Consider the following 20,749-nt stretch of genomic DNA (forward strand, 5'->3'; position numbering starts at 1 on the left):
TCGTGCTGCGAGATGCACGCCATATCTGCACGGACAGTAGGCTCCCTCTCCCCGTTCTTACGGGGAGAGGGTCGGGGTGAGGTGCAGATGCACGGGGAGTGTACGTGGCGAGGCCTGTACCCCCTCACCCGGATTGCATCTGGCGATGCAATCCGACCTCTCCCCGCAAGCGGGGCGAGGTAAGGGCACCGCCTGCGACGCGCGTTCGAGCCAACATGAGCGCTCAATCGAGCCCGAGCACACACACCTCCCCGTTGTCGCCATCGGCAAAAGCTGATATGAGGCCGGCTCTCGCGCGACTGGCGACTTTGGATGGAGCACCATCGGGGAGCGCGGGATCGACCGCCGTGCGCCTGGGCAAATTGAACTCCTGCAACAGGACTCTTTGCCATGACAAACCAGCTTCGTCGCGTTCGCCGTGCTCTGCTCTCTGTTTCCGACAAGACCCGCCTCGCCGACTTCGCGCTGGCGCTCGCCGCGCGCGGCGTCGAACTGATCTCCACCGGCGGCACCGCCAAGGCGATTGCCGAGGCCGGCCTGAAGGTGAAGGACGTCTCCGACCTCACCGGCTTTCCCGAGATGATGGACGGTCGCGTCAAGACGCTGCATCCCAAGGTGCATGGCGGCCTGCTCGCCATCCGCGGCAATGACGAGCACACCGAGGCGATGAAGGCGCACAACATCGCGCCGATCGATCTCCTCGTCGTCAATCTCTATCCGTTCGAGGCCACCGCCGAGCGCGGCGCGTCGTTCAGCGACTGCATCGAGAACATCGATATCGGCGGCCCGGCGATGATCCGCGCGGCCTCGAAGAACCACGAGGATGTCGCGGTCGTCGTCGACGTCAACGACTACGAGGCCGTGCTCGAGGACCTCGCGCGCCACGAGGGCTCGACCACCTTGCTGCTGCGCCGCCGGCTTGCCGCCAAGGCCTATGCGCGCACCGCCGCCTATGATGCTGCGATCTCCAACTGGTTCGCCGCCACCATCCAGAACGACGCGCCCGACTACCGGGCCTTCGGCGGCAAGCTGATCCAGTCGCTGCGCTATGGCGAGAACCCGCACCAGCATGCGGCGTTCTACGCGCTGCCCGGCCGCCGTCCCGGCGTCGCGACCGCGCGCCAGCTCCAAGGCAAGGAGCTGTCCTACAACAACATCAACGACACCGATGCGGCCTATGAGTGCATCGCCGAGTTCGACCCGGCGCGCACCGCGGCCTGCGTCATCGTCAAGCATGCCAATCCCTGCGGCGTCGCCGAAGGCCCCGATCTCGTCACCGCCTATCAGAAGGCGCTGGCCTGCGATTCGACCTCGGCGTTCGGCGGAATCATCGCGATGAACCGCAAGCTCGACGCCGCCACCGCGCGCGCCATCACCGGCATCTTCACCGAGGTGATCATCGCGCCCGACGCCACCGACGAGGCGATCTCGATCATCGCAGCGCGCAAGAACCTGCGGCTGCTGCTCGCCGGCGCCCTGCCCGATCCGCGCGAAGCCGGCCTCACCGCCAAGACCGTGGCCGGCGGCCTGCTGGTGCAGAGCCGCGACAATGCCGTCGTCGATGACATGGAGCTGAAGGTGGTGACCAAGCGCGCCCCCACCGACGCCGAGCTGCGCGACCTGCGCTTCGCCTTCCGCGTCGCCAAGCATGTCAAGTCGAACACGATCGTCTACGCTAAGGATTCGGCGACCGTCGGCATCGGCGCCGGACAGATGAGCCGGGTGGATTCGGCGCGCATCGCCGCACGCAAGGCGCTGGATGCGGCCAGCGCGCTCAAGCTCGCCGAGCCGCTGACCAAGGGCTCGGTGGTCGCCTCCGACGCGTTCTTCCCGTTCGCCGACGGCATGCTCGCCTGCATCGAGGCCGGTGCCACCGCCGTGATCCAGCCGGGCGGATCGGTGCGCGACGACGAGGTCATCAAGGCCGCCGACGAGCACGGCATCGCCATGGTGCTTACTGGCGTCCGGCACTTCCGGCACTGATCGGCCCGACAATCTCCGTCGTCATTCCGGGGCGTCGCGTAGCGACGAGCCCGGAATCCATAACCACGACCGTGAGTATGGATTCCGGGCCTGTGCCTACGCGGCGCATCCCGGAATGACGGCGGAATAAGTTTCAAGCGCCCTGCCCTGCACGACCAACTGCGTCCACTCGCGCCAGCAGCAGCAGCCCCGCCGCGAAGAACAGCACCAGCACCGCCATGCCGGCCTTCTGACTCGCAGTGACCGCGGTGATGGTGCCGATCAGCAATGGCCCGACGAACGACGTCACCTTGCCGGTGAGCGCGAACAGGCCGAAATACTGCGCGACGCGCTCCTTCGGCACCATGCGGATCAGCAGCGAGCGCGAGGCCGCCTGCAGCGGCGCGCCGCAGGCGCCGATGACGCAGCCGAGCAGGAGATAGGCGCGCTCCGGCAGCGAGGCGAACAGCGGGCCGCCCGGCACGGCCGGCGTCACCGGAATGAACAGGACCGAATCACGGCTCACCATGAGAATCGCGACGATCGCGAGCAGCAGCAGCGTCATGCTGCCGGCGATCACACGCTTCGGCCCGAGAAAATCATCCAGCTTGCCGCCGAGCCAGCCACCGAACGTGCCGGCGGCGGCGAGGATGATGCCGAAGGTGCCGATCTGGATCGTGTTCCAGCCGAATGTGCCGGCGGCATAGATGCCGCCGAAAGCGAACAGCGACACCAGCCCATCGGTGTAGATCATGTTGGCGAGGAGAAAGAGCGCAACGTCACGCTGCTGCGGCAGGCTGCGCAGCGTCTGCTTCAGTTGGCCGACGCCCTCGCGCACGGCCGCGCCGAGCCGGTGGCGCGCCGGATAGTCCGGCGTGAACAGGAACATCGGCAGCACGAACACGACGAACCAGAGGCCGGTGAGCGGACCGGAGATGCGGTCGCCTTCATGGCTCACGGGATCGAGCCCGAACAGCGGCTTGAAGCCAAACAGCGTGCGGCCGCTGTCGGGATTGGCGGCGAGAAAGCCGAGCACGATGATGAGCGACAGGATGCCGCCGACATAGCCGGTGGCCCATCCGGTGCCGGACAGCCGGCCGATGCGTTCCGGCGGCACCAGGGTCGGCATCATCGCGTTGTTGAACACGGTGGCGAACTCGACGCCGATGGTGGCGATCACATAGGCCGCGAGCAGCGGCGGGATCAGCTCGGGCGCGCCGGGACGTCCGATCCACATCAGCGCGGCGCCGATCACGAGCAGCGCGCCGAACGCCGCGATCCACGGCTTGCGGCGCCCGGTGGCATCGGCGATGGCGCCGAACACCGGTGACAGCAGCGCGATGACGATGCCGGCCGCGGCGGTCGCAAAGCCCCACAGCGCCTGGCCGCTCGCCGCGTCCGGCGCGACATGCGCCGCGAAATAGGGCGCGAAGACGAAGGTCGTGATCAGCGTGAAATAGGGCTGCGCCGCCCAATCGAACAAGATCCAGCTGACGACGGCCGCGCGCCCGGGATAGATTCGGCCGTCGGCAGAGCCAGAGGTCTCGATCGTGATGACGGCCATTCGAAAATCCTCTGCAATCCCAGCGTCGCGTCTCGCGACGATCACGGCGTTGCGTTTTACGCCGGCGACCCGGCCCTATAACATCTGACGATCCCAGGCGGATGTCAGCAACGGCAGAATTGCGATGACCACGTTCACGATTGATCGACGACGGCTCCTTGCGGGTTTCATGCTGTTGCTGGCCGGCTGCCTGCCCGCACGGGCGCTGGATTCGCAAACCTTCGATATCCCGCAGCCACCCGGTATCACCGCGCCGGCGCAGCCGCCCGCCCACGGCATGGTGGTGGCACAGGAGAGGATCGCAGCCGAAGTCGGCCAGCGCATTCTCGCGCTCGGCGGCAACGCGGTCGATGCCGCCGTTGCCACCGGCTTTGCGATGGCCGTCACCTATCCGGTTGCCGGCAACATCGGCGGCGGCGGCTTCATGGTCATCCACATCGCCAAGTCCAACGAGGATATCGCGATCGACTATCGCGAGACCGGTCCCGCCGCGATCACGCGCGACATCTTCCTCGGCGCCGACGGCAAGCCCGACAACGCCAAGTCGCGCGATTCGGCGCTGTCGATCGGCGTCCCCGGATCGGTGGCGGGTCTCGCGTTGGCGCTGGAGAAATACGGCTCGGGCAAATTCACGCTGGCGCAGGTGCTGCAGCCGGCGATCGTGCTGGCACGCGACGGCATCCCCGTCGCCGACGACGTCGCCGTGACGCTGCCGATGATGGCGCCGCGGCTGGCGAAATGGAAATCGTCGGCCGCGATCTTCATGCGGCCCGATGGCACCGTGCTGAAGGACGGAGACCGGCTGATTCAGCGCGATCTGGCGGCGACGCTCACCGCCGTCGCCGAGCAGGGACCGCGCGGCTTCTATGAAGGCCCCGTTGCCGAGCGACTCGCCAAGGCGATCCAGGATGCCGGCGGCATCATGACGGCGGACGATCTCAAATCCTACCAGCCGGTGCTGCGCACGCCGGTGCGCGGCACCTATCGCGGCTATGATATCGTGTCGATGCCGCTGCCGTCGTCGGGCGGCACCGTGCTGGTCGAGATGCTGAACATCCTCGAGGGCTTTCCGCTCGCTGAGCTGAAGCAGGGCTCGCCCGAATCGCTGCATCTGCTGATCGAGGCGATGAAGCGCGCCTATGCCGACCGTGCGCGCTATCTCGGCGACCCCGCCTTCGTCGACGCGCCGGTGCGCGCGATGCTGTCGAAGGACTATGCCGCGCGCCAGCGCGCCGGCATCGATCCCGCGCACGCCACCAGCGCCGGCGACGTTCTCAACACCAAGCCGCTGCGGGAGGGCAGCAACACCACGCATTTTTCGGTGGTCGACAATGACGGCAATGCCGTCAGCAACACCTACACGCTGAACTTCCCCTATGGCGTCGGCCTCGTCGCCGAGGGCACCGGCGTGCTGCTCAACAACGAGCTCGACGATTTCACCGCCGCGCCCGGCGCCTCCAACGCCTTCGGCCTGGTCGGCTTCGAGGCCAACCTGCCGGGCCCCGGCAAGCGGCCGCTGTCGTCGATGTCGCCGACCATCGTGCTGAAGGATGGCAAGCCCGTGCTCGTCACCGGCTCGCCCGGCGGCAGCCGCATCATCTCGACCGCGCTGCAGGTGATCGTCAACGTGCTCGACTATCGGATGGACGTCCGCCAGGCCGTCACCGCGCCTCGCCTGCATCACCAATGGATGCCCGACGAGGTCCGGATCGAGAAGGGTTTTGCCGATGACGTGCTCGCCGGCCTGCGCGCCCGCGGCCACAAGATCGAGGAGCCGATGGGACGGACCTCGGCCAACTCCATTCTGGTGACGCCGGATGGATTTGTCGGCGCGCCCGATCCGCGCAGCAAGGGCGCCACCGCGGCCGGGCGCTGAGGTGCCCGGTTCCCGGCCGGGAGGAGGAGGTCGTGGCCCGGATGACGATTTGCCGCCGCCCGGCGGGGCCCTGCACCAGCTTCCCTCCGTTGGCGTGGTGACCGAGGCGCGTTAGAAGCATACCAGGGCGCAGCGAGGCTCGCCCGCGAGACGGCGTCGGACGTTCTGGTGCATTTGCGAAGATTCGTGGTCGGTCTGTTGGTGTTTGCGGCCCTGCTGGTGGCGGGGTGGCTCACCTATCGGCCTGACCGGGCGCTGCGCGTCGCGACCACCGTGGTCGCCGAGATGATCTGCGCCAAGACCTACGTCTCCGGCCTCGATCCGCAGACGGTGTTTGCGGAGACCATGGAACGGCCCGGTCTGCGCCGGTTGCGGGCCGTGATGCGCTACCGGGTGGAGCCCGACATGCGCATGGTGGAGGTGTCGCTGCTCGGCCTGCACGCCACCCGGGCCTCGTATCACGACGGTCTCGGTTGCGTGGCGCTTCAGGGTCAGAAGCCGCCTTACGTGCCCCACACCGACGTCGCTGCGCTGCGCGCCGCGGCGCCTGCTCCCGCCTTGCCCGACTTCGCCGAAGACGCTGCGGTGGAGCCCAGCGATCCCGCGCTGAAGGCGGCGCTCGATCACGCCTTCGAGGAGCCGGCCAGCCCGCCATTCCGCCGCACCAAGGCGATCGTCGTCGTCAAGGACGGTCGCCTGATCGCGGAACGCTATGCGCCGAACATCGGCGTCGATACCCCGCTCATGGGGTTCTCGATGACCAAGACGGTCACCAATGCGCTGCTGGGCATCCTCACCCGGCAGGGCAGACTGAGCCCGTCGATCCCGGCGCCGGTCGCGGAATGGCGCGAGCCAAGGGATCCGCGCCACGACATCACCGTCGAGCAGTTGATGCGCATGACATCAGGCCTGGCGCTGGACGAAACCAATTCCGGCTTCGATCCGTCGAGCCAGATGGACATCCACCGCGACATGGCGGCGTTCGCGGTGCATGCGCCGCTGATCGCGCCGCCGGGACAGCGCTGGGCCTATTCGAGCGCGAGCACCCAGATCCTGGCGCGCATCATCCGCGACGCCGCCGGCGGTCCCGAGCAGGCGATCGAATTCGCGTGGCGCGAGCTGTTCCATCCGCTCGGCATGCGCAGCCCGACGCTGCAGTTCGACGGCACCGGCACGCTGCAAGGTTACGGCAACATGCTGGCGAGCGCGCGGGACTGGGCGAAGCTGGGGCTGCTCTATCTCGGCGACGGCGTCGCCGGCGGCAAGCGCATCCTGCCCGAGGGCTGGGTGGCGATGTCGGCGACCGCGACGCTGGACACCGACTATGGCGCGGGATTGTGGACCAACCGCAGCCAGCACGTTCACGCGCAGGGACGGGCGCGCGCCGGCATTCCGGCGGATGCGTTCTTCGCCTTTGGCCTGCTCGGCCAGCGGCTCGTGATTATGCCGAGCCAGCGCATGGTGGTGGCCAGGCTCGGTGATTCCATCGACCCCGACGGCGACATCAAGGGCGTCGCGCGCCTGGTGCGCGAGGTGATCGCGGCGACGGAAGCCACCGCCGCGCAGTCGAAATAGACGCCGGCTTCAGCGGCCGACCTCGTAGGGCCCGCCCTTCTCCAGCGCGATCTTGTAGGCCGGCCGTGCCTCGATGCGGGCGAGGAAATCCATCGCCCGCGGATGGCCCTGCTCCAGACCGCCGCGCGATGCCGCCGCCTGCAGCGGGAAGCTCATCTGGATGTCGGCCGCGGTGAACGAATCGCCCGCAAACCACTCGCTCTTCTGCAGCTCGCTTTCCCAGAACGCCATGTGCTGCTTCAATTGCGGATTGACCAGCGTGCTCAACGCCTGGTTCGACACCTTGCGCACGATCGGACGCAGCAGCGCCGGCGCGCGCTTCGGCATGATGTTGAACAGCAGCTTCAGCAGCAGCAGCGGCATCGCCGAGCCCTCTGCATAGTGCAACCAGTACGAATAGCGCAGCCGCTCCGGCGTCTTCGACGGCGGGATCAGGCGGCCATCGCCATAGGTCTCGATCAGATATTCGACGATCGCGCCGGACTCCGCGACCGTGTTGCCGTTGTCGGTGATCACGGGCGACTTGCCGAGCGGATGAATGGCGCGCAGCTCCTTGGGCGCGCGCATGTCGGGCTGGCGCTCGTAGCGGATGATCTCATAGGGGACGCCGAGCTCCTCGAGCAGCCAGAGCACGCGTTGCGAGCGGGAATTGTTGAGGTGGTGAACGGTGAGCATGGGGTTCCCAGGGACGGATCGAGTGGCGGGCGGCGTTCCGTAGCAGGACGGCACGGGTTCGGCGAGGCGTCCTCGGCACTGGAGGAGAGTCACAATAATTATCCGGGTAATATTGACTTTAATTTCGCCCGGGTCTTATTAAGCGCATCAACGGGACCAAGCCATGGACACTTTCACCGCATTTGCCGGCCAGACCCGGATCGCCGCCGGGCCCCTGCCCAAGGTGGCGCTGGTGCTGAAACACGCCGCGCCGAACATCGAGCCGATCGTGATCTTCAACGACCGCACCGGGCAGCCGATCGACATCGATCTGCGCGGCAGCGACCGGGATATCCTGGCCCGCCTGCCGGTCGACGCCGGCGTGGTCGCAGACCAGCCGCCGACCGGGCCGCGCGGCCGCGGCCGGCCAAAGCTCGGGGTCGTGGCCCGCGAGGTCACGTTGCTGCCGCAGCACTGGGAATGGCTCAATGCGCAGCCGGGCGGCGCCTCGGTCGCCCTGCGCAAGCTGGTCCACGAAGCCCGCCGCGCCAACGGCGACAGCGACCGCGCCCGCGAGGCGCGCGACGCGGCCTATCATTTCATGTCGGGGATCGGCAGCAACCTGCCACAGTTCGAGGAGGCGTCCCGCGCGCTGTTCGCCGGCGATCTCGCCCGCTTCGCCGGCTTGATCGCGGACTGGCCGCCCGACATCCGCGACCATGCAGTGGCGCTCGCGCATCGCCACAGGGCCGAGTGAGATCGGCTGATTTCGACAGTCAACGAGAGCGGCCGCTCGCGGCGGCTCTCGCTTCCATTCCTCGCAACACGGCCGTGCCTCGAACGAAGGGCGGTCGACGGAGAACCACGCCGTGTCGCCGCCAACCGCCTCGCTGCGCAAGCCGTTCCTGATGTTCGTCGTCCCGATGATGCTGAGCAATATCCTGCAATCGCTGTTCGGCACCATCAACAATGTCTATCTCGGCCAGATGATCGGCGTCGATGCGCTCGCCGCGGTCTCGGTGTTCTTCCCGGCGATGTTCTTCTTCGTCTCCTTCGTCATGGGCCTCGGCTCGGGCGCCGGCGTTCTGATCGGACAGGCCTGGGGTGCCGGCGAGCCCGCGAAGGTGAAGCAGATCGCCGGCACGACGCTGAGCATCGCGCTGCTGCTTGGCGGCCTGATCGCGGTGCTGGGTGGCGTCTTCAGCCGCGAACTGCTCACCGCCCTCGCCACGCCCGCCAACATCCTGGATGCGGCCGCGGGCTATGCCCGCATCATGATGATCACAATGCCGCTGACCTTCGCCTACATCCTGCTGTCCTCGCAGATGCGCGGCGTCGGCGACACCGTGACGCCGCTGGCCTCGCTCGCCGCGTCGACCACGCTCGGGCTGGTGCTGACGCCGGTGTTCATCCGCGGCTGGCTCGGCGCGCCCGTTCTCGGCGTCGCCAGTGCGGCCTGGGCCTCGGCAATCTCGACGCTGACGACGCTGGCCTGGCTCCATGTCCATCTGCGCCGGCGCAAGCACCCGTTGGCGATCGATACGGCACTCCTGCGGGGCATGCTGCCGGACGCGAAACTGCTGCGGGCGGTGCTGCGGCTCGGCATCCCCGCCGCGATCGGCATGATCGTGATGTCCCTGGCGGAGATGGTGCTGATCGGCCTAGTCAACGGCTTCGGCTCGGACGCGACGGCGGCCTATGGCGCGGTCAACCAGGTGCTCGGCTATGTGCAGTTTCCGGCGCTGTCGATCGCGATCTCGGTTTCGATCTTCGGCGCCCAGGCGATCGGCCGCGGCCAGGCCAGGCAGATCGGCGACATCGTGCGGACCGGCATCGAGATGAACGTCGTGCTCACAGGCGGCCTCGTCGCGATCGGCTACCTGTTCTCACGGGTGCTGATGGGCCTCTTCATCACCGACCCCGCGGTCATCGAGGTCGCGCAGCGCTCGCTGCACATCGTGCTGTGGAGTTCCGTGCTGTTCGGCATGTCCATCACGTTCTCGTCGGCGATGCGTGCCTCCGGGACGGTGTGGATGCCGCTGGCGATCTCGGCGTTTGCGATCGCCGCGATCGAGGTCCCCGCTGCGACCTGGCTCAGCCGCAGCATCGGGCTCGACGGCGTCTGGCTCGCCTATCCCATCACCTTCGCCGCGATGCTGCTGCTGCAGATGAGCTATTATCTCGTGGTCTGGCGCAAGCGGACGGTGCACAGGATGATCTGATGCACTCCGATGCCTCCCGGCCGCTGGAATATGATGACCGTCATAAAACCCTGGACGGGGCTGCTGCGCTGGACCACAATGTGAAAAACCGAGGAGACCGCCCATGAGCCGTCCAGCGCCAGAATTCATGTTCGACTTCGGCAGTCCCAACGCCTATCTGAGCCACGAGGCGATCCCGGCGATCGTGCAGCGGATCGGCGTCCAGTTCTACTATGTCCCGGTGCTGCTCGGCGGCATCTTCAAGGCGACCAACAACAAGTCGCCCGCCGAGTCGCTCGCCGGCGTCAGGAACAAGCGTGAGTTCCACGAGGTCGAGACGCAGCGTTTCCTCAAGCGCTACCACGTGCAGCCCTGGGTCTGGAATCCATACTTCCCGGTGAATACGCTGAACCTGATGCGCGCGGCCATCGCCGCCCAGCTCGAAGGCGTGTTCGAGACCTATGTCGACGCGGCGTTCCACCACATGTGGCGCGAGCCGAAGAAGATGGACGATCCCGAGATCGCGATCGCTGCGATCACATCCTCCGGGCTCGACGGGGCCAAGCTGTTCGCGCGCGCCCAGGAGCCCGAGGTCAAGGCGAAGCTCGTGGAGAACACGCAAGCCGCCGTCGAGCGCGGCGCATTCGGTTCGCCCACCTTCTTCGTCGGCAACGAGATGTTCTTCGGCAAGGAGCAGTTGCGCGACGTCGAGGAATATATCCTGGGCAAGTGATCGCCATCATCGCGAGCCGACGGGTCCACTCGAAGCACGGCCGACGGGCTCGCCATAGGCGAGACCCGGGGCTCCTCGCAATGACGCTGAAGTGAGATCGGGAGACAAAGCATGCAACAGCGCAACGCCACCGTCGCGGTCGTCGGGGCCGGCGACTACATCGGCGCCGAGATCGTCAAGAAGTTCGCGTCGGAAGGCTTCACGGTGTTCGCCGGCCGCCGCAATGGCGACAAGCTCGCGCCGCTGGTCGCGGAGGTCGAGGCCGCCGGCGGGCGGATCGTGGCGCGCTCGCTCGATGCCCGCAAGGAGGACGAGACCACCGCCTTCCTCAATGACGCCGACAGGCATGCGCCGCTCGAGGTCGTGATCTTCAACGTCGGCGCCAACGTGAACTTCCCGATCCTCGAGACGACGGACCGGGTGTTCCGCAAGGTCTGGGAGATGGCGTGCTGGGCCGGCTTCGTCACCGGGCGCGAGGCCGCCCGGCTGATGCTGCCCCGCGGCGGCGGCAAGATCTTCTTCACCGGCGCGACCGCGTCGCTGCGCGGCGGCTCCGGCTATGCCGCCTTCGCTTCGGCCAAGTTCGGACTGCGCGCCGTGGCGCAGGCGATGGCGCGCGAACTGATGCCGCAGAACATCCATGTCGCCCATCTCATCATCGATTCCGGCGTCGATACCGCCTGGGTCCGCGAGCGCCGCGCCCAGCTCTGGGGTCAGGAGGCGCTGGACAATCCGGACCTGCTGATGCCGCCGGCGTCGGTCGCCGGTGCCTATTGGCAGCTCTACCACCAGCCGAAGAGCGCCTGGACCTTCGAAATGGAGATCCGGCCGTTCGGCGAGAAATGGTAGAGGCGAATGGCGAATAGGGAGTAGCGAATAGGAATGGAGCCTATTCCCATTCGCTGCTCGCCATTCGTCACTCGCTTCTGCATGATGCGGCCCGCTCACAGAGGGATCCACCCATGCGTATTCTCGTCGTCGGCGCCGGTGCCATCGGCGGCTATTTCGGCGGCCGGCTGCTGCAGTCCGGTGCCGATGTCACCTTCCTGGTCCGCCCGCGCCGCGCGGCTGAGCTCGCCAGTGCCGGCCTCGTGATCCGCAGTCCGACCGGTGACGTCACCTTGCCCAATCCGAAGACGGTGCAGGCGGACGGTTTGAAGCAGCACTTCGACGTCGTACTGCTGAGCTGCAAGGCGTTTGATCTCGACGACGCGATCGACTCGTTTGCACCCGCGGTGGGACCTGACACCGCGATCATTCCGATGCTGAACGGCATGAGGCACCTCGACGTGCTCGACGCCAGGTTCGGTCGCGCGCGCGTGCTCGGCGGGCTCTGCGCCATCGCCGCGACCTTGAACGAGAGCCGCGAGGTGGTGCAGCTGCAGCCGATGCAGTCGCTGAGCTTCGGCGAACGCGACGGCGGATCATCAGAGCGCGTCCGCGCGATCTTCGAGATTTTCCAGCGCGGCAATTTCAATGCGTCGGCCAGCGAGAACATCATGCAGGACATGTGGGAGAAGTGGGTTTTCCTGTCCTCGCTCGCGGCGTCGACCACCTTGATGCGCGGGCCGGTCGGCGTGATCCTGACCGCGCCGGGCGGCAAGGATTTCCTGCTCGGCATGCTCGATGAATGCAGCGCCACCGCTGCGGCTGCAGGCTACCCTCCGGCCGGCGCCTTCTTCCAGCGCGTTTCCGGCATGCTCACGGCGGAGGGTTCCCCCATGACCGCCTCGATGTTCCGCGATCTGCGCGCCGGCCTGCCGGTCGAGGCCGATCACGTCATCGGCGATCTCGTCGCCCGCGCCGATGCCGCCAAGGTCCCGGTGCCGCGGCTGCGGATTTCATATACTCAGCTGAAGGTGTACGAGGCGCAGCGGGGCAAGTAGTCCCTGACGTTGCGTGGCCTCAAGGGCGGACGCGTAAGTCAGCTCCGGCGCCACCACACACTCCGCCGTCGTCCCGGCCTTGAGCCGGGACCCATACGCCGCGGCCGTGGTGAGGCAGGCGACTGCCAGCGAACTTCCTCGATAGACTCCGCGGTATGGGTCCCGGATCGGCACCCACCGACGCTTCGCGTCGGCGGGCTTGTCCGGGACGACGGCTGTGGGTGGCGCGAGGCCTCCAGTCGATCACCCGTCACTGCACATGCGCGAGATAATGCGCGAGCGCCGTGATCTCCTCGTCGCTCAGCGGATAGGCAACATCCGTCATCGCGGCCTGGCTGCCGCCGACGCGTTGTCCGCTCTTGTAGTCGTGCAGCGCCTTGACGAGATATTCCTCGCGCTGGCCGGCGAGCCGCGCCACGCCCTTGGTGCCGGCATAGCTGTCGAGATGGCATGAGGCACAGCGGCGACCGGCGGCGGCTTCGGCGCCCTTCTTCGACAGCTCCGGATTATCGTCGGGCGGTGACTTCGCCGGCTGCAGCGAAGCGAAATAGGCGCCGAGGTTGCGGATGTCCTCGTTGTTCAGCTGATCGATGATCGGCTTCATCGCCTCGTTCTTGCGGGTGCCGGCCCGGAAGAACACCAGCTGCCACTGGATGAACTGGTCCTGCTGGCCGGCCAGCGAAGGAATGTTCTCGGTCTGGGAGATGCCGTTCTCGCCATGGCAGCCGACGCAGAGCTCGGCCTTTGCCTTGCCGGCTTCGACATCAGCCGCCTGCGCGGAGGGGCTCATCAACACCAGCGCCAGCACGCATGCCGCAGCGGCAACTCCATGACGCATGTCAAATCCTCCGAATGCCCGGCTTCGCCTGCGCGGCCGGGATCGCCACGCTCAGATCAACGCGCAGCCCCGAAAATAGTTGGGGCTGCGGCCGCCATAAGGCAGCGCGCAGCCCCGCTTTCACGACGAGATCACTTCTTCTCGTAGCTGATGCGATAGATCGCGCCGGCCCAGTCGTCCGCCACCAAGATCGAACCGTCCTTGGCGAGGATGATGTCGTCGGGACGGCCGAGGTAGCCCTGGTCGCCCTCGATGAAGCCGGAAGCGAACACCTCTTGCTTGGCGTCCTTGCCGTCGGGACCGACGATGACGCGCATGATCCGGGCGCCCTGGTACTTGTGCCGGTTCCAGGAGCCGTGCTCGGCGATCAGGATGTTGTTCTTGTACTCCGCCGGGAACTGGTCGCCGGTATAGAACTTCATGCCCAGGGGTGCGACGTGAGCCCCGAGGTTCAGCACCGGAGGCGTGAACTCCGAGCATTTGTGGCCCATCGCGAACTTCGGATCCGGCAGGTCGCCCTGGTGGCAATAGGGATAGCCGAAATGCTCGCCGAGCTTCGAGATCATGTTGAGTTTGTCGCTCGGCAGATCGTCGCTGACCCAGTCGCGCGCATTCTCCGTGAACCAGTATTTGCCGGTGCGCGGATCGACGTCGCCGCCGACGCTGTTGCGCACGCCGAGCGCATAGATCTCGGCATTGCCGGTGCGCGGATCGACGCGGCGGATCTGCGACACCGATGTCGGCGGAATGCCGATGTTGAAGGGCGGTCCGAAGGGAATATAGAACCAGCCGTCCTTGTCGACCGCGATGTATTTCCAGCCATGCGCCGCATAGGACGGCATGTCGTCATAGACGACCTTGCCCTGGCCGAGATTGTCGAGATTGGCCTCGGCGTTCTCATATTTGATCAGCTTGTCGACGGCGATGACGTACAGATTGCCGTCCTGGAAGGCGAGGCCGGTCGGCATGTTCAGGCCCTTGAGGACCGTCTTGACCTCGCGCTTGCCGCCCTTGTCGCTGATCGCATAGACGTTGCCGAGCCCGAACGAGCCGACGAACAGCGTGCCCTTGTCGCCCCAGGCCATCTGCCGCGCGGCAAGCACGCCCGAGGCCCAGACTTCCATCTTGAAGCCGTCGGGCAGCTTCACCTGCTTGACGATCTTGGCGAGCTCGGCATCGGAGGCGCCGGTCGGCGGGCCCGATGGCGGCGCCAACCCCTTCTGCGCCTCGGTCTCGTCGCCGAGGAACCAGTCGTCCGGCGGATGCGTCCAGAATTCCTTGGTGCCCGATTCGTACTTCTTGAGCGGCTTACCCGCGTCGGATTTCTGCTGCGCGCCGGCAATGCTGGTGCCGGCGAGAAGACCGATTGTTGCAAGCGCAAGAATGCTTCGGTGGAAAGCCGATGTCATCGCTTCACTCCCATGAGGCAGCTCGTCTGGCTGCGTCTACTTTTCGGAACGTATCTGAGGACGTCCTTTGGCCGGCCACGTCGAGTGGTCCTGCGCGAAAATGGTAGCACATCCTGAGCGGGTGAGAAGCGGATTGCGGCGAAGTTTGCGCGGCACTCACGAGCCGCCTCTGCACTCAAAGCATGCCAAATGCGCGCTTGATGTGCGCGCTCTTGCGACCCATCGATCGCTTTTGCGCTGACGGCAAGAACGGCCATGCGCTGTATTCATACGCACTGATCGCAGGCGCGACTGGCGGCCGCATCGCCAGTCGCTACTCTGCGGCAGCACGAGCGGGCGCGGGCCGTGCGAGAACCTCCAAGACTCGTGCCGAACAAAACTCGTGCCAAACAGGATGCCCGATGTCGCGACAGTCCGAACTTCAGACGCCGAAGGCCGGTGCAGGTGTTCTCGAGCTGCTGCGCCGGTTCGCCGCCGACCCGGCCGCGGCGGCGGGCTATGGTGAAGAATGTCTGACGAGGACACGGGCGATCGAGCCGCAGTTGAAGGCGTTCGAATATCTGCCGCGCGACGTCACGGCGAAGGCCGGACCGCTGGGCGGAATTCCCGTCGCCATCAAGGACATCATCGCCACCTCGGACATGCCGACCACCAACGGCTCGCAGATCTATCGCGATCACGTCCCGGAGGCGGACGCCTGGGTGGTCGAGCGGCTGCGCGATCTCGGCGCGACGATCTTCGGCAAGACGGTCTCGACCGAATTCGCCTGGCGTCATCCAGGCCCGACCGTCAACCCATGGAACCCCGAGCACACGCCGGGCGGCTCATCGTCCGGATCAGCCGCGGCGGTTGCGGCGGGCCTGGTGCCGCTGGCGCTGGGCACGCAGACGCTCGGCTCGGTGATCCGGCCGGCGGCGTTCAATGGCGTCGTCGGCTTCAAGCCGAGCTTCGGCGCGATTCCCCGCGTCGGCGTGCATCCGCTCAGCCCGTCGCTCGACCATGTCGGCTTCTTCGCCCGCCGCGTCGACGACGTCGCCTTGGCCCTCTCGCTGCTGGCCGGCAGCAGCGCCGACGATCGCCACGGCCGGCCGCTGCCGGGCTTCACGGTGGATGTTGCGCAGGGCGTCGCGCCGCTCTCCAGGCCGCGGCTCGCGGTGGTACGCTTCGCCAAATGGGAGCGCGCGGAGGCGGACCAGAAGGCGGTGTTCGAGTCGGTCGTCGACACGTTGCGCAGCGCCGGCGCAGCGATCACCGAGATCGAACTGAGAGAGCTCGATACGGTGAACGGGAAGGCGGTCACCACCATCATGCTCAGCGAGGCGACCACGATCTTCTCCGATCTGATCGCGCGTTATCCGGATCGCGTCAGCGCAGTCATGAAGGACCATGTCGAGAGCGGCCGCAGCAAGACCGCCATGGAATATCTCGCCGCCAAGGCGGCCCAGGCCCACCGGCAGAGGGCGCTCGCAACCGAGCTCGACGGGTTCGATGCGGTGCTCACCTTGCCGGCCTTCGGCGAAGCGCCGCGCGGCCTGGATTGGACCGGCGATGCCGAATATTGCGCGCCCTGGACCTTCGTCGGAGCGCCTGCAATCTCCCTGCCGGCGGGGTTCGGCCATGACGGCCTTCCACTCGGCGTGCAGATCACCGGCCCCTATCGCAACGACCTCCACGTGCTCCGCGTCGCGAAATGGGCCGAAGCTGTGCTGGCATTCGATCCCGGCGTACCGCTGCTGGCGCGCGAATAGCCCTCAAAGAGTGCGAGCGAGGATGCCGCCGCGCCACAAGGTTCACCTGCGACAAGCCCAGTGGCGGGTTTGCGGCCGGCGCTGTAGAACGATCACATGACAGTCACAGACATCGCGAGCAGGACCTATAATCACGGTTGGCGCCTCGATCCGATCGTGCGCAGCCTGCTCGATACCGATTTTTACAAGCTGTTGATGCTGCAGATGATTCGGGAATTCTACCCGAGTCAGCAGGTGACGTTCTCGGTCATCAACCGGACGAAGCGTGTACGCTTGGCAGACGTCATCGACGAAGGCGAGTTGCGCGCCCAGCTCGATCACGCCCGCACCATCCGCTTCTCCAAGAAGGAGCTGATCTGGCTGGCCGGCAACACGTTCTACGGCAAGACCCACATGTTCTCGCCGGAGTTCATCGCCTGGCTCGCCAATTTCCGCCTGCCCGAATACGAGCTGCGCAAGTCCGAGGGCCAGTACGAGCTGCATTTCCACGGGCCATGGACGCACACCACGATGTGGGAGATCCCGGCGCTCGCCATCGTCAACGAGCTGCGCTCGCGCCAGGCGATGAAGGGCCAGGGCCGGTTCGCGCTCGACGTACTGTTCGCTCGCGCCAAGGCCAAGCTGTGGGCCAAGGTGGAGCGGCTGCGCAAGCTGGACGGCCTGCGGCTGTCGGATTTCGGCACCCGCCGCCGTCACGGCTTCCTGTGGCAGCGCTGGTGCGTCGAGGCCGTGAAGGAAGGTCTCGGCTCGTCGTTCACCGGCACTTCCAACGTGCTGCTGGCGATGGACAATGATCTCGAAGCCATCGGCACCAACGCGCATGAGCTGCCGATGGTCGCGGCGGCGCTTGCCAAGGACGATGACGAGCTTCGCTTCGCGCCCTATCGCATTCTCGACCAGTGGCGGCAGACCTATGCCGGCAACCTCCTGATCGCACTGCCCGACGCATTCGGCACCAAGGCCTTCCTGCGCGACGCACCCGACTGGGTCGCCGACTGGACCGGCTTCCGGCCCGACAGCGCGCCGCCGATCCAGGCCGGCGAGGAGATCATCGCCTGGTGGAAATCGAAGGGGCGCGATCCCAAGCAGAAGCTGCTCGTGTTCTCCGACGCGATGGACGTCGAATCCATCGAGCAGATCCATCATCGCTTCTCCGACCAGGTGCGGCTGTCGTTCGGCTGGGGCACCAACCTGACCAACGATTTCGTCGGCTGCTCGCCGGACGGCTCGGTCGACCTCGATCCGATCTCGCTGGTCTGCAAGGTGACGTCGGCGGACGGCCATCCCGCCGTGAAGCTGTCCGACAACCCGGAGAAGGCGACCGGCGACCCCACCGAGATCGCGCGTTACCTGCGGGTGTTCGGCGACGCCGGGCGGGTGCGCACGCCGGTGGTCGTCTAGGCGGCCAACACCCGGCGGCAATTTTCTCTTTTCTGCCACGATTCTTGTTCCGGTTTTGTTCGACTTGCGGTATTACCACCGCGAGCGTTCGGATCGGATGGCAGGAGATCGTTGGCATGCGTCGGGTGATCGGCCGAGTTGGGCAGCTGCTGTCTGCAATCATCCTTTGGTTCGGCGCGATCCTGATCACCACGGGGCCGGCTGCCGCTGACAAGCGGGTGGCGTTGGTGATCGGCAACTCCATCCACGAGCGCGCGCCGCTGCTGGACGAGCCGGCGGCGGACGCCCGGCTGATCGCCGACAGCCTGTCGCGGCTGGGCTTCACCCTGAGCGGTGGTGCTGCGCAGATCGACCTCGACCGACGCGGCTTCGATCGCGCGCTGGCCGAGTTCAAGGGCCGGATCGCCGACGCCGACGTCGCGCTGGTCTATTACGCCGGCTACGGACTCAACCTGGGCGGCGCCGATTATCTCGTCCCGGTCGACGCGGCGCCGGCGACGCCCGCGGACCTGACCACCGAGCTGCGCGACCTGACTGGCATTCTGCGCGAGCTGAGCGGATCGAGCTCCCGGCAAAACGTGATCATTCTCGACGCCTTCCGCTCCAATCCGTTCGCCGGGCGCGGCATCGCCGGTCTTGCCGCCGGCCTTGTCCCGGTCGACGTTTCCGCACAGACCGTGATCTCCTTTGCCGCACAGGCCGGGACGGCGGGACAGCGCGGTCCGGACGGTCACGGCGTGTTCGCCGCCGCCCTTGCAGAAGCGCTCCAGCAGCCTGGCCAACGCCTGATCGAGACCTTCAACCAGACCAACGCGGCGGTGGAGCGCGCCACCGGCGGAGCGCAGCGCCCGCTCGTGATGTTCACGTCGATCGACGGCAGCGCCCAACTGAACGCCGCTGCGGCGAAGCCAGCGCAGCCCGCTGGCCTGGGCGCCGGACGTAGCAGCGCTCCCCTGCCCAGCCCGGCCGCATCCTCCGACGCGCCGGACGCGCGGACGCCCGGACTCGCGGTGCTGTATGACGAGGATCTCTCCAACCCCAACGGCAAGCGGTATTCCGGCTCGGTGACCTGGCGGACCGAGACGGTCAAGAATGCACAATCAGGACGGCCCACGCCGGTGATCCGCGGCGAGATCGACATTCCCGAGCGCAAGCTGAAGGTCAGCCTGCAGCTGCGCCGTAACGACGATCCCAGCCTGCCGGCCAGCCATGTCGCCGAGCTCACCTTCAGGCCTGCCGCCGATTTCGTCGGTGGCGGCGTCAGCAACGTGCCGGGAATGCTGATGAAGACGGATGAGAAGTCGCGCGGGACGCCGCTCGCCGGGCTCTCCGTCAAGATCACCGAAGGCTCGTTCCTGGTCGGCTTGTCCAACGTCGAGGCCGATCGCGCACGCAATGAGGAGCTTCTCGCGCGGCGCGAGTGGTTCGACATCCCGGTCGTCTATGCGAACCAGCGCCGGGGCATCCTCGCGATCGGCAAAGGTCCAAGTGGGGATCGGATATTTGCCGACGCACTCGCGGCCTGGGACAAATCCCCGGCGACGAAACGATGAGGCATAAAGCGAGAGAGCAACGGAGCGGAATTTTTGGAGCGGGCGAAGGGGTTCGAACCCTCGACCCCGACCTTGGCAAGGTCGTGCTCTACCACTGAGCTACACCCGCATCCGTGACGCCTTGGCGGCGTGGCCGCCAGCGACGGGCAGACCTATGCCAAATGCCGCGGACGAATGCAACAGGTCTGCGACAGGTTTCGTACGCCGGCGACGTTCAAATTTTGGCGGTCGGGACCGGCCGAACCGGGCCAAAACCTGCCCATCACCGGACCCCGAAGGGCGCTGATTGAAATTTCCGGCTGGACCGCCACTTAAAGTGAAAGAAAACGTGTATTGAGGCGCGGCGGCGGCCGGTTCCCGGTCGCCGTCCATCGGAATTTTTTCGGACGAGGGACCCCGTGACCATTGTTGAACAGGGCGGCGGAGCGGCGCCGCAGGTGCCGGATCTGATCAAGGACACCACGACGCAGAGCTTCGTGAAGGACGTCATCGAGGAATCGAAGCGGCAGCCGGTCCTCATCGACTTCTGGGCGCCGTGGTGCGGACCGTGCAAGCAGCTGACGCCCATCCTGGAAAAGGCCGTCAAGGCCGCCAAGGGCAAGGTCAAGCTGGTCAAGATGAACATCGACGAGCATCCGGCCATCCCGGGCCAGATGGGCATCCAGTCGATTCCGGCCGTGATCGCGTTCGTCGGCGGACGGCCCGCCGATGGCTTCATGGGTGCCGTGCCCGAGAGCCAGGTCGCCGCCTTCATCGAAAAGATCACCAAGGGCGTTCCCGGCGCCGGCGAGCCCGACATCGCCGAGATCCTCAAGGAAGCCGAAGCCGTGCTGGCCGAGGGCGATGCGGCCGGCGCGGCCGAGATCTATGCCGAGGTGCTCGCGGTCGACGCCGCCAACATCCCGGCGATCGCCGGGCTTGCCAAGTGCCAGGTCGAGCTCGGCGCGATCGACGAGGCCAAGCAGACGCTGGCGATGGTCCCGGACTCCAAGCGCAGCGATTCGGCGGTCTCCGCCGTGCAGGCCGCGATCGATCTGGCCGAGCAGGCCCAGTCGCTCGGGCCGGTCGGCGAGCTCGAACAGAAGGTCGCCGCCAATCCGCTCGACCACCAGGCGCGTTTCGACCTGGCGACCGCGCTGAACGCCGCGGGCAAGCGGAAGGAAGCCACCGACCAGTTGCTCGAGATCGTGAAGCGTGACCGCAAATGGAACGAGGACGGCGCGCGCAAGCAGCTCGTGCAGTTCTTCGAAGCCTGGGGCGGCGCCGACGAGGCCACCATCGAGGGCCGCAAGCGGCTGTCGACGATCCTGTTTTCGTAACCCGGCTGGGCGGGACGCGCGCTCGTTCCA

At 66.7% G+C, this 20,749-nt stretch carries 16 protein-coding genes, 1 tRNA gene and 1 riboswitch; of the genes, 12 read left to right on the forward strand and 5 right to left on the reverse strand.

Features of this window, described 5'->3' with window-relative positions:
* Positions 1–285 precede the first annotated feature (285 nt).
* Positions 286–366: riboswitch (ZMP/ZTP riboswitch) on the forward strand.
* Positions 367–390: 24 nt separating this feature from the next.
* The gene (purH, locus tag ACQR1D_RS00770; RefSeq protein WP_315800759.1) at positions 391–1,983 is read left to right on the forward strand and encodes a bifunctional phosphoribosylaminoimidazolecarboxamide formyltransferase/IMP cyclohydrolase; all 1,593 of its coding nucleotides are present in this window, start codon (positions 391–393) and stop codon (positions 1,981–1,983) included.
* 133 nt (positions 1,984–2,116) lie between these two features.
* Here purH and ACQR1D_RS00775 read toward each other — a convergent pair whose 3' ends face one another.
* Entirely contained in the window at positions 2,117–3,526 is a 1,410-nt protein-coding gene (locus ACQR1D_RS00775) for an MFS transporter (RefSeq protein ID WP_434838821.1), read from the reverse strand.
* Between the two features lie 169 nt (positions 3,527–3,695).
* Between ACQR1D_RS00775 and ggt the strand changes: the two genes are divergently transcribed.
* Together ggt and ACQR1D_RS00785 are read left to right on the forward strand one after the other, a co-directional pair.
* Positions 3,696–5,402: a gamma-glutamyltransferase gene (gene ggt, locus ACQR1D_RS00780; protein WP_434838820.1), complete on the forward strand. Its 1,707-nt coding sequence runs from the start codon at positions 3,696–3,698 to the stop codon at positions 5,400–5,402.
* Between the two features lie 168 nt (positions 5,403–5,570).
* Positions 5,571–6,977, forward strand: coding sequence for a serine hydrolase domain-containing protein (locus ACQR1D_RS00785; protein ID WP_434838819.1), 1,407 nt, complete (start codon positions 5,571–5,573; stop codon positions 6,975–6,977).
* Between the two features lie 9 nt (positions 6,978–6,986).
* Here ACQR1D_RS00785 and ACQR1D_RS00790 read toward each other — a convergent pair whose 3' ends face one another.
* Entirely contained in the window at positions 6,987–7,652 is a 666-nt protein-coding gene (locus tag ACQR1D_RS00790) for a glutathione S-transferase family protein (RefSeq protein WP_434838818.1), read from the reverse strand.
* A gap of 163 nt (positions 7,653–7,815) precedes the next feature.
* On the opposite strand from ACQR1D_RS00790, the gene ACQR1D_RS00795 reads away from it, so the two are divergent.
* The 5 genes from ACQR1D_RS00795 (at position 7,816) to panE (ending at position 12,451) form a co-directional block, all read left to right on the forward strand.
* Positions 7,816–8,388, forward strand: coding sequence for a DUF2239 family protein (locus tag ACQR1D_RS00795; protein WP_434838817.1), 573 nt, complete (start codon positions 7,816–7,818; stop codon positions 8,386–8,388).
* A 151-nt stretch (positions 8,389–8,539) separates the two neighbouring features.
* Entirely contained in the window at positions 8,540–9,853 is a 1,314-nt protein-coding gene (locus ACQR1D_RS00800) for an MATE family efflux transporter (RefSeq protein WP_434838893.1), read from the forward strand.
* Positions 9,854–9,956: 103 nt separating this feature from the next.
* Positions 9,957–10,565, forward strand: coding sequence for a 2-hydroxychromene-2-carboxylate isomerase (locus ACQR1D_RS00805; RefSeq protein WP_434838816.1), 609 nt, complete (start codon positions 9,957–9,959; stop codon positions 10,563–10,565).
* Between the two features lie 111 nt (positions 10,566–10,676).
* Positions 10,677–11,414: an SDR family oxidoreductase gene (locus ACQR1D_RS00810; RefSeq protein WP_434838815.1), complete on the forward strand. Its 738-nt coding sequence runs from the start codon at positions 10,677–10,679 to the stop codon at positions 11,412–11,414.
* Positions 11,415–11,527: 113 nt separating this feature from the next.
* Entirely contained in the window at positions 11,528–12,451 is a 924-nt protein-coding gene (panE, locus tag ACQR1D_RS00815) for a 2-dehydropantoate 2-reductase (protein ID WP_315800767.1), read from the forward strand.
* A gap of 250 nt (positions 12,452–12,701) precedes the next feature.
* Here panE and ACQR1D_RS00820 read toward each other — a convergent pair whose 3' ends face one another.
* Both ACQR1D_RS00820 and ACQR1D_RS00825 read right to left on the reverse strand, forming a co-directional pair.
* Positions 12,702–13,289 (reverse strand): c-type cytochrome, encoded by a 588-nt coding sequence (locus tag ACQR1D_RS00820; protein ID WP_434838814.1) that lies wholly within the window; start codon positions 13,287–13,289, stop codon positions 12,702–12,704.
* A gap of 131 nt (positions 13,290–13,420) precedes the next feature.
* Positions 13,421–14,698 carry a PQQ-dependent sugar dehydrogenase gene (locus ACQR1D_RS00825; protein ID WP_315800769.1) on the reverse strand — a complete coding sequence of 426 codons (1,278 nt, stop codon included), beginning with the start codon at positions 14,696–14,698 and terminating at the stop codon, positions 13,421–13,423.
* Between the two features lie 401 nt (positions 14,699–15,099).
* Between ACQR1D_RS00825 and ACQR1D_RS00830 the strand changes: the two genes are divergently transcribed.
* The 3 genes from ACQR1D_RS00830 to ACQR1D_RS00840 all read left to right on the forward strand — a co-directional run bounded on the left by ACQR1D_RS00830 (position 15,100) and on the right by ACQR1D_RS00840 (position 19,400).
* Entirely contained in the window at positions 15,100–16,446 is a 1,347-nt protein-coding gene (locus tag ACQR1D_RS00830) for an amidase (RefSeq protein ID WP_434838813.1), read from the forward strand.
* Positions 16,447–16,542: 96 nt separating this feature from the next.
* Positions 16,543–17,847 carry a nicotinate phosphoribosyltransferase gene (gene pncB / locus ACQR1D_RS00835; RefSeq protein ID WP_434838812.1) on the forward strand — a complete coding sequence of 435 codons (1,305 nt, stop codon included), beginning with the start codon at positions 16,543–16,545 and terminating at the stop codon, positions 17,845–17,847.
* Between the two features lie 116 nt (positions 17,848–17,963).
* Complete coding sequence (locus ACQR1D_RS00840) at positions 17,964–19,400, forward strand: caspase family protein (RefSeq protein WP_434838811.1); 1,437 nt, start codon at positions 17,964–17,966, stop codon at positions 19,398–19,400.
* 34 nt (positions 19,401–19,434) lie between these two features.
* On the opposite strand, the gene ACQR1D_RS00845 is transcribed toward ACQR1D_RS00840, so the two are convergent.
* Positions 19,435–19,509: transfer RNA gene (locus ACQR1D_RS00845), tRNA-Gly, on the reverse strand.
* A gap of 289 nt (positions 19,510–19,798) precedes the next feature.
* On the opposite strand from ACQR1D_RS00845, the gene trxA reads away from it, so the two are divergent.
* Positions 19,799–20,719 carry a thioredoxin gene (gene trxA, locus ACQR1D_RS00850; protein WP_315800773.1) on the forward strand — a complete coding sequence of 307 codons (921 nt, stop codon included), beginning with the start codon at positions 19,799–19,801 and terminating at the stop codon, positions 20,717–20,719.
* The last annotated feature ends 30 nt before the right edge of the window (positions 20,720–20,749 follow it).

Origin of the sequence: Bradyrhizobium sp. HKCCYLRH2047 (assembly GCF_051168175.1) — a bacterium.
Lineage (GTDB): Bacteria > Pseudomonadota > Alphaproteobacteria > Rhizobiales > Xanthobacteraceae > Bradyrhizobium.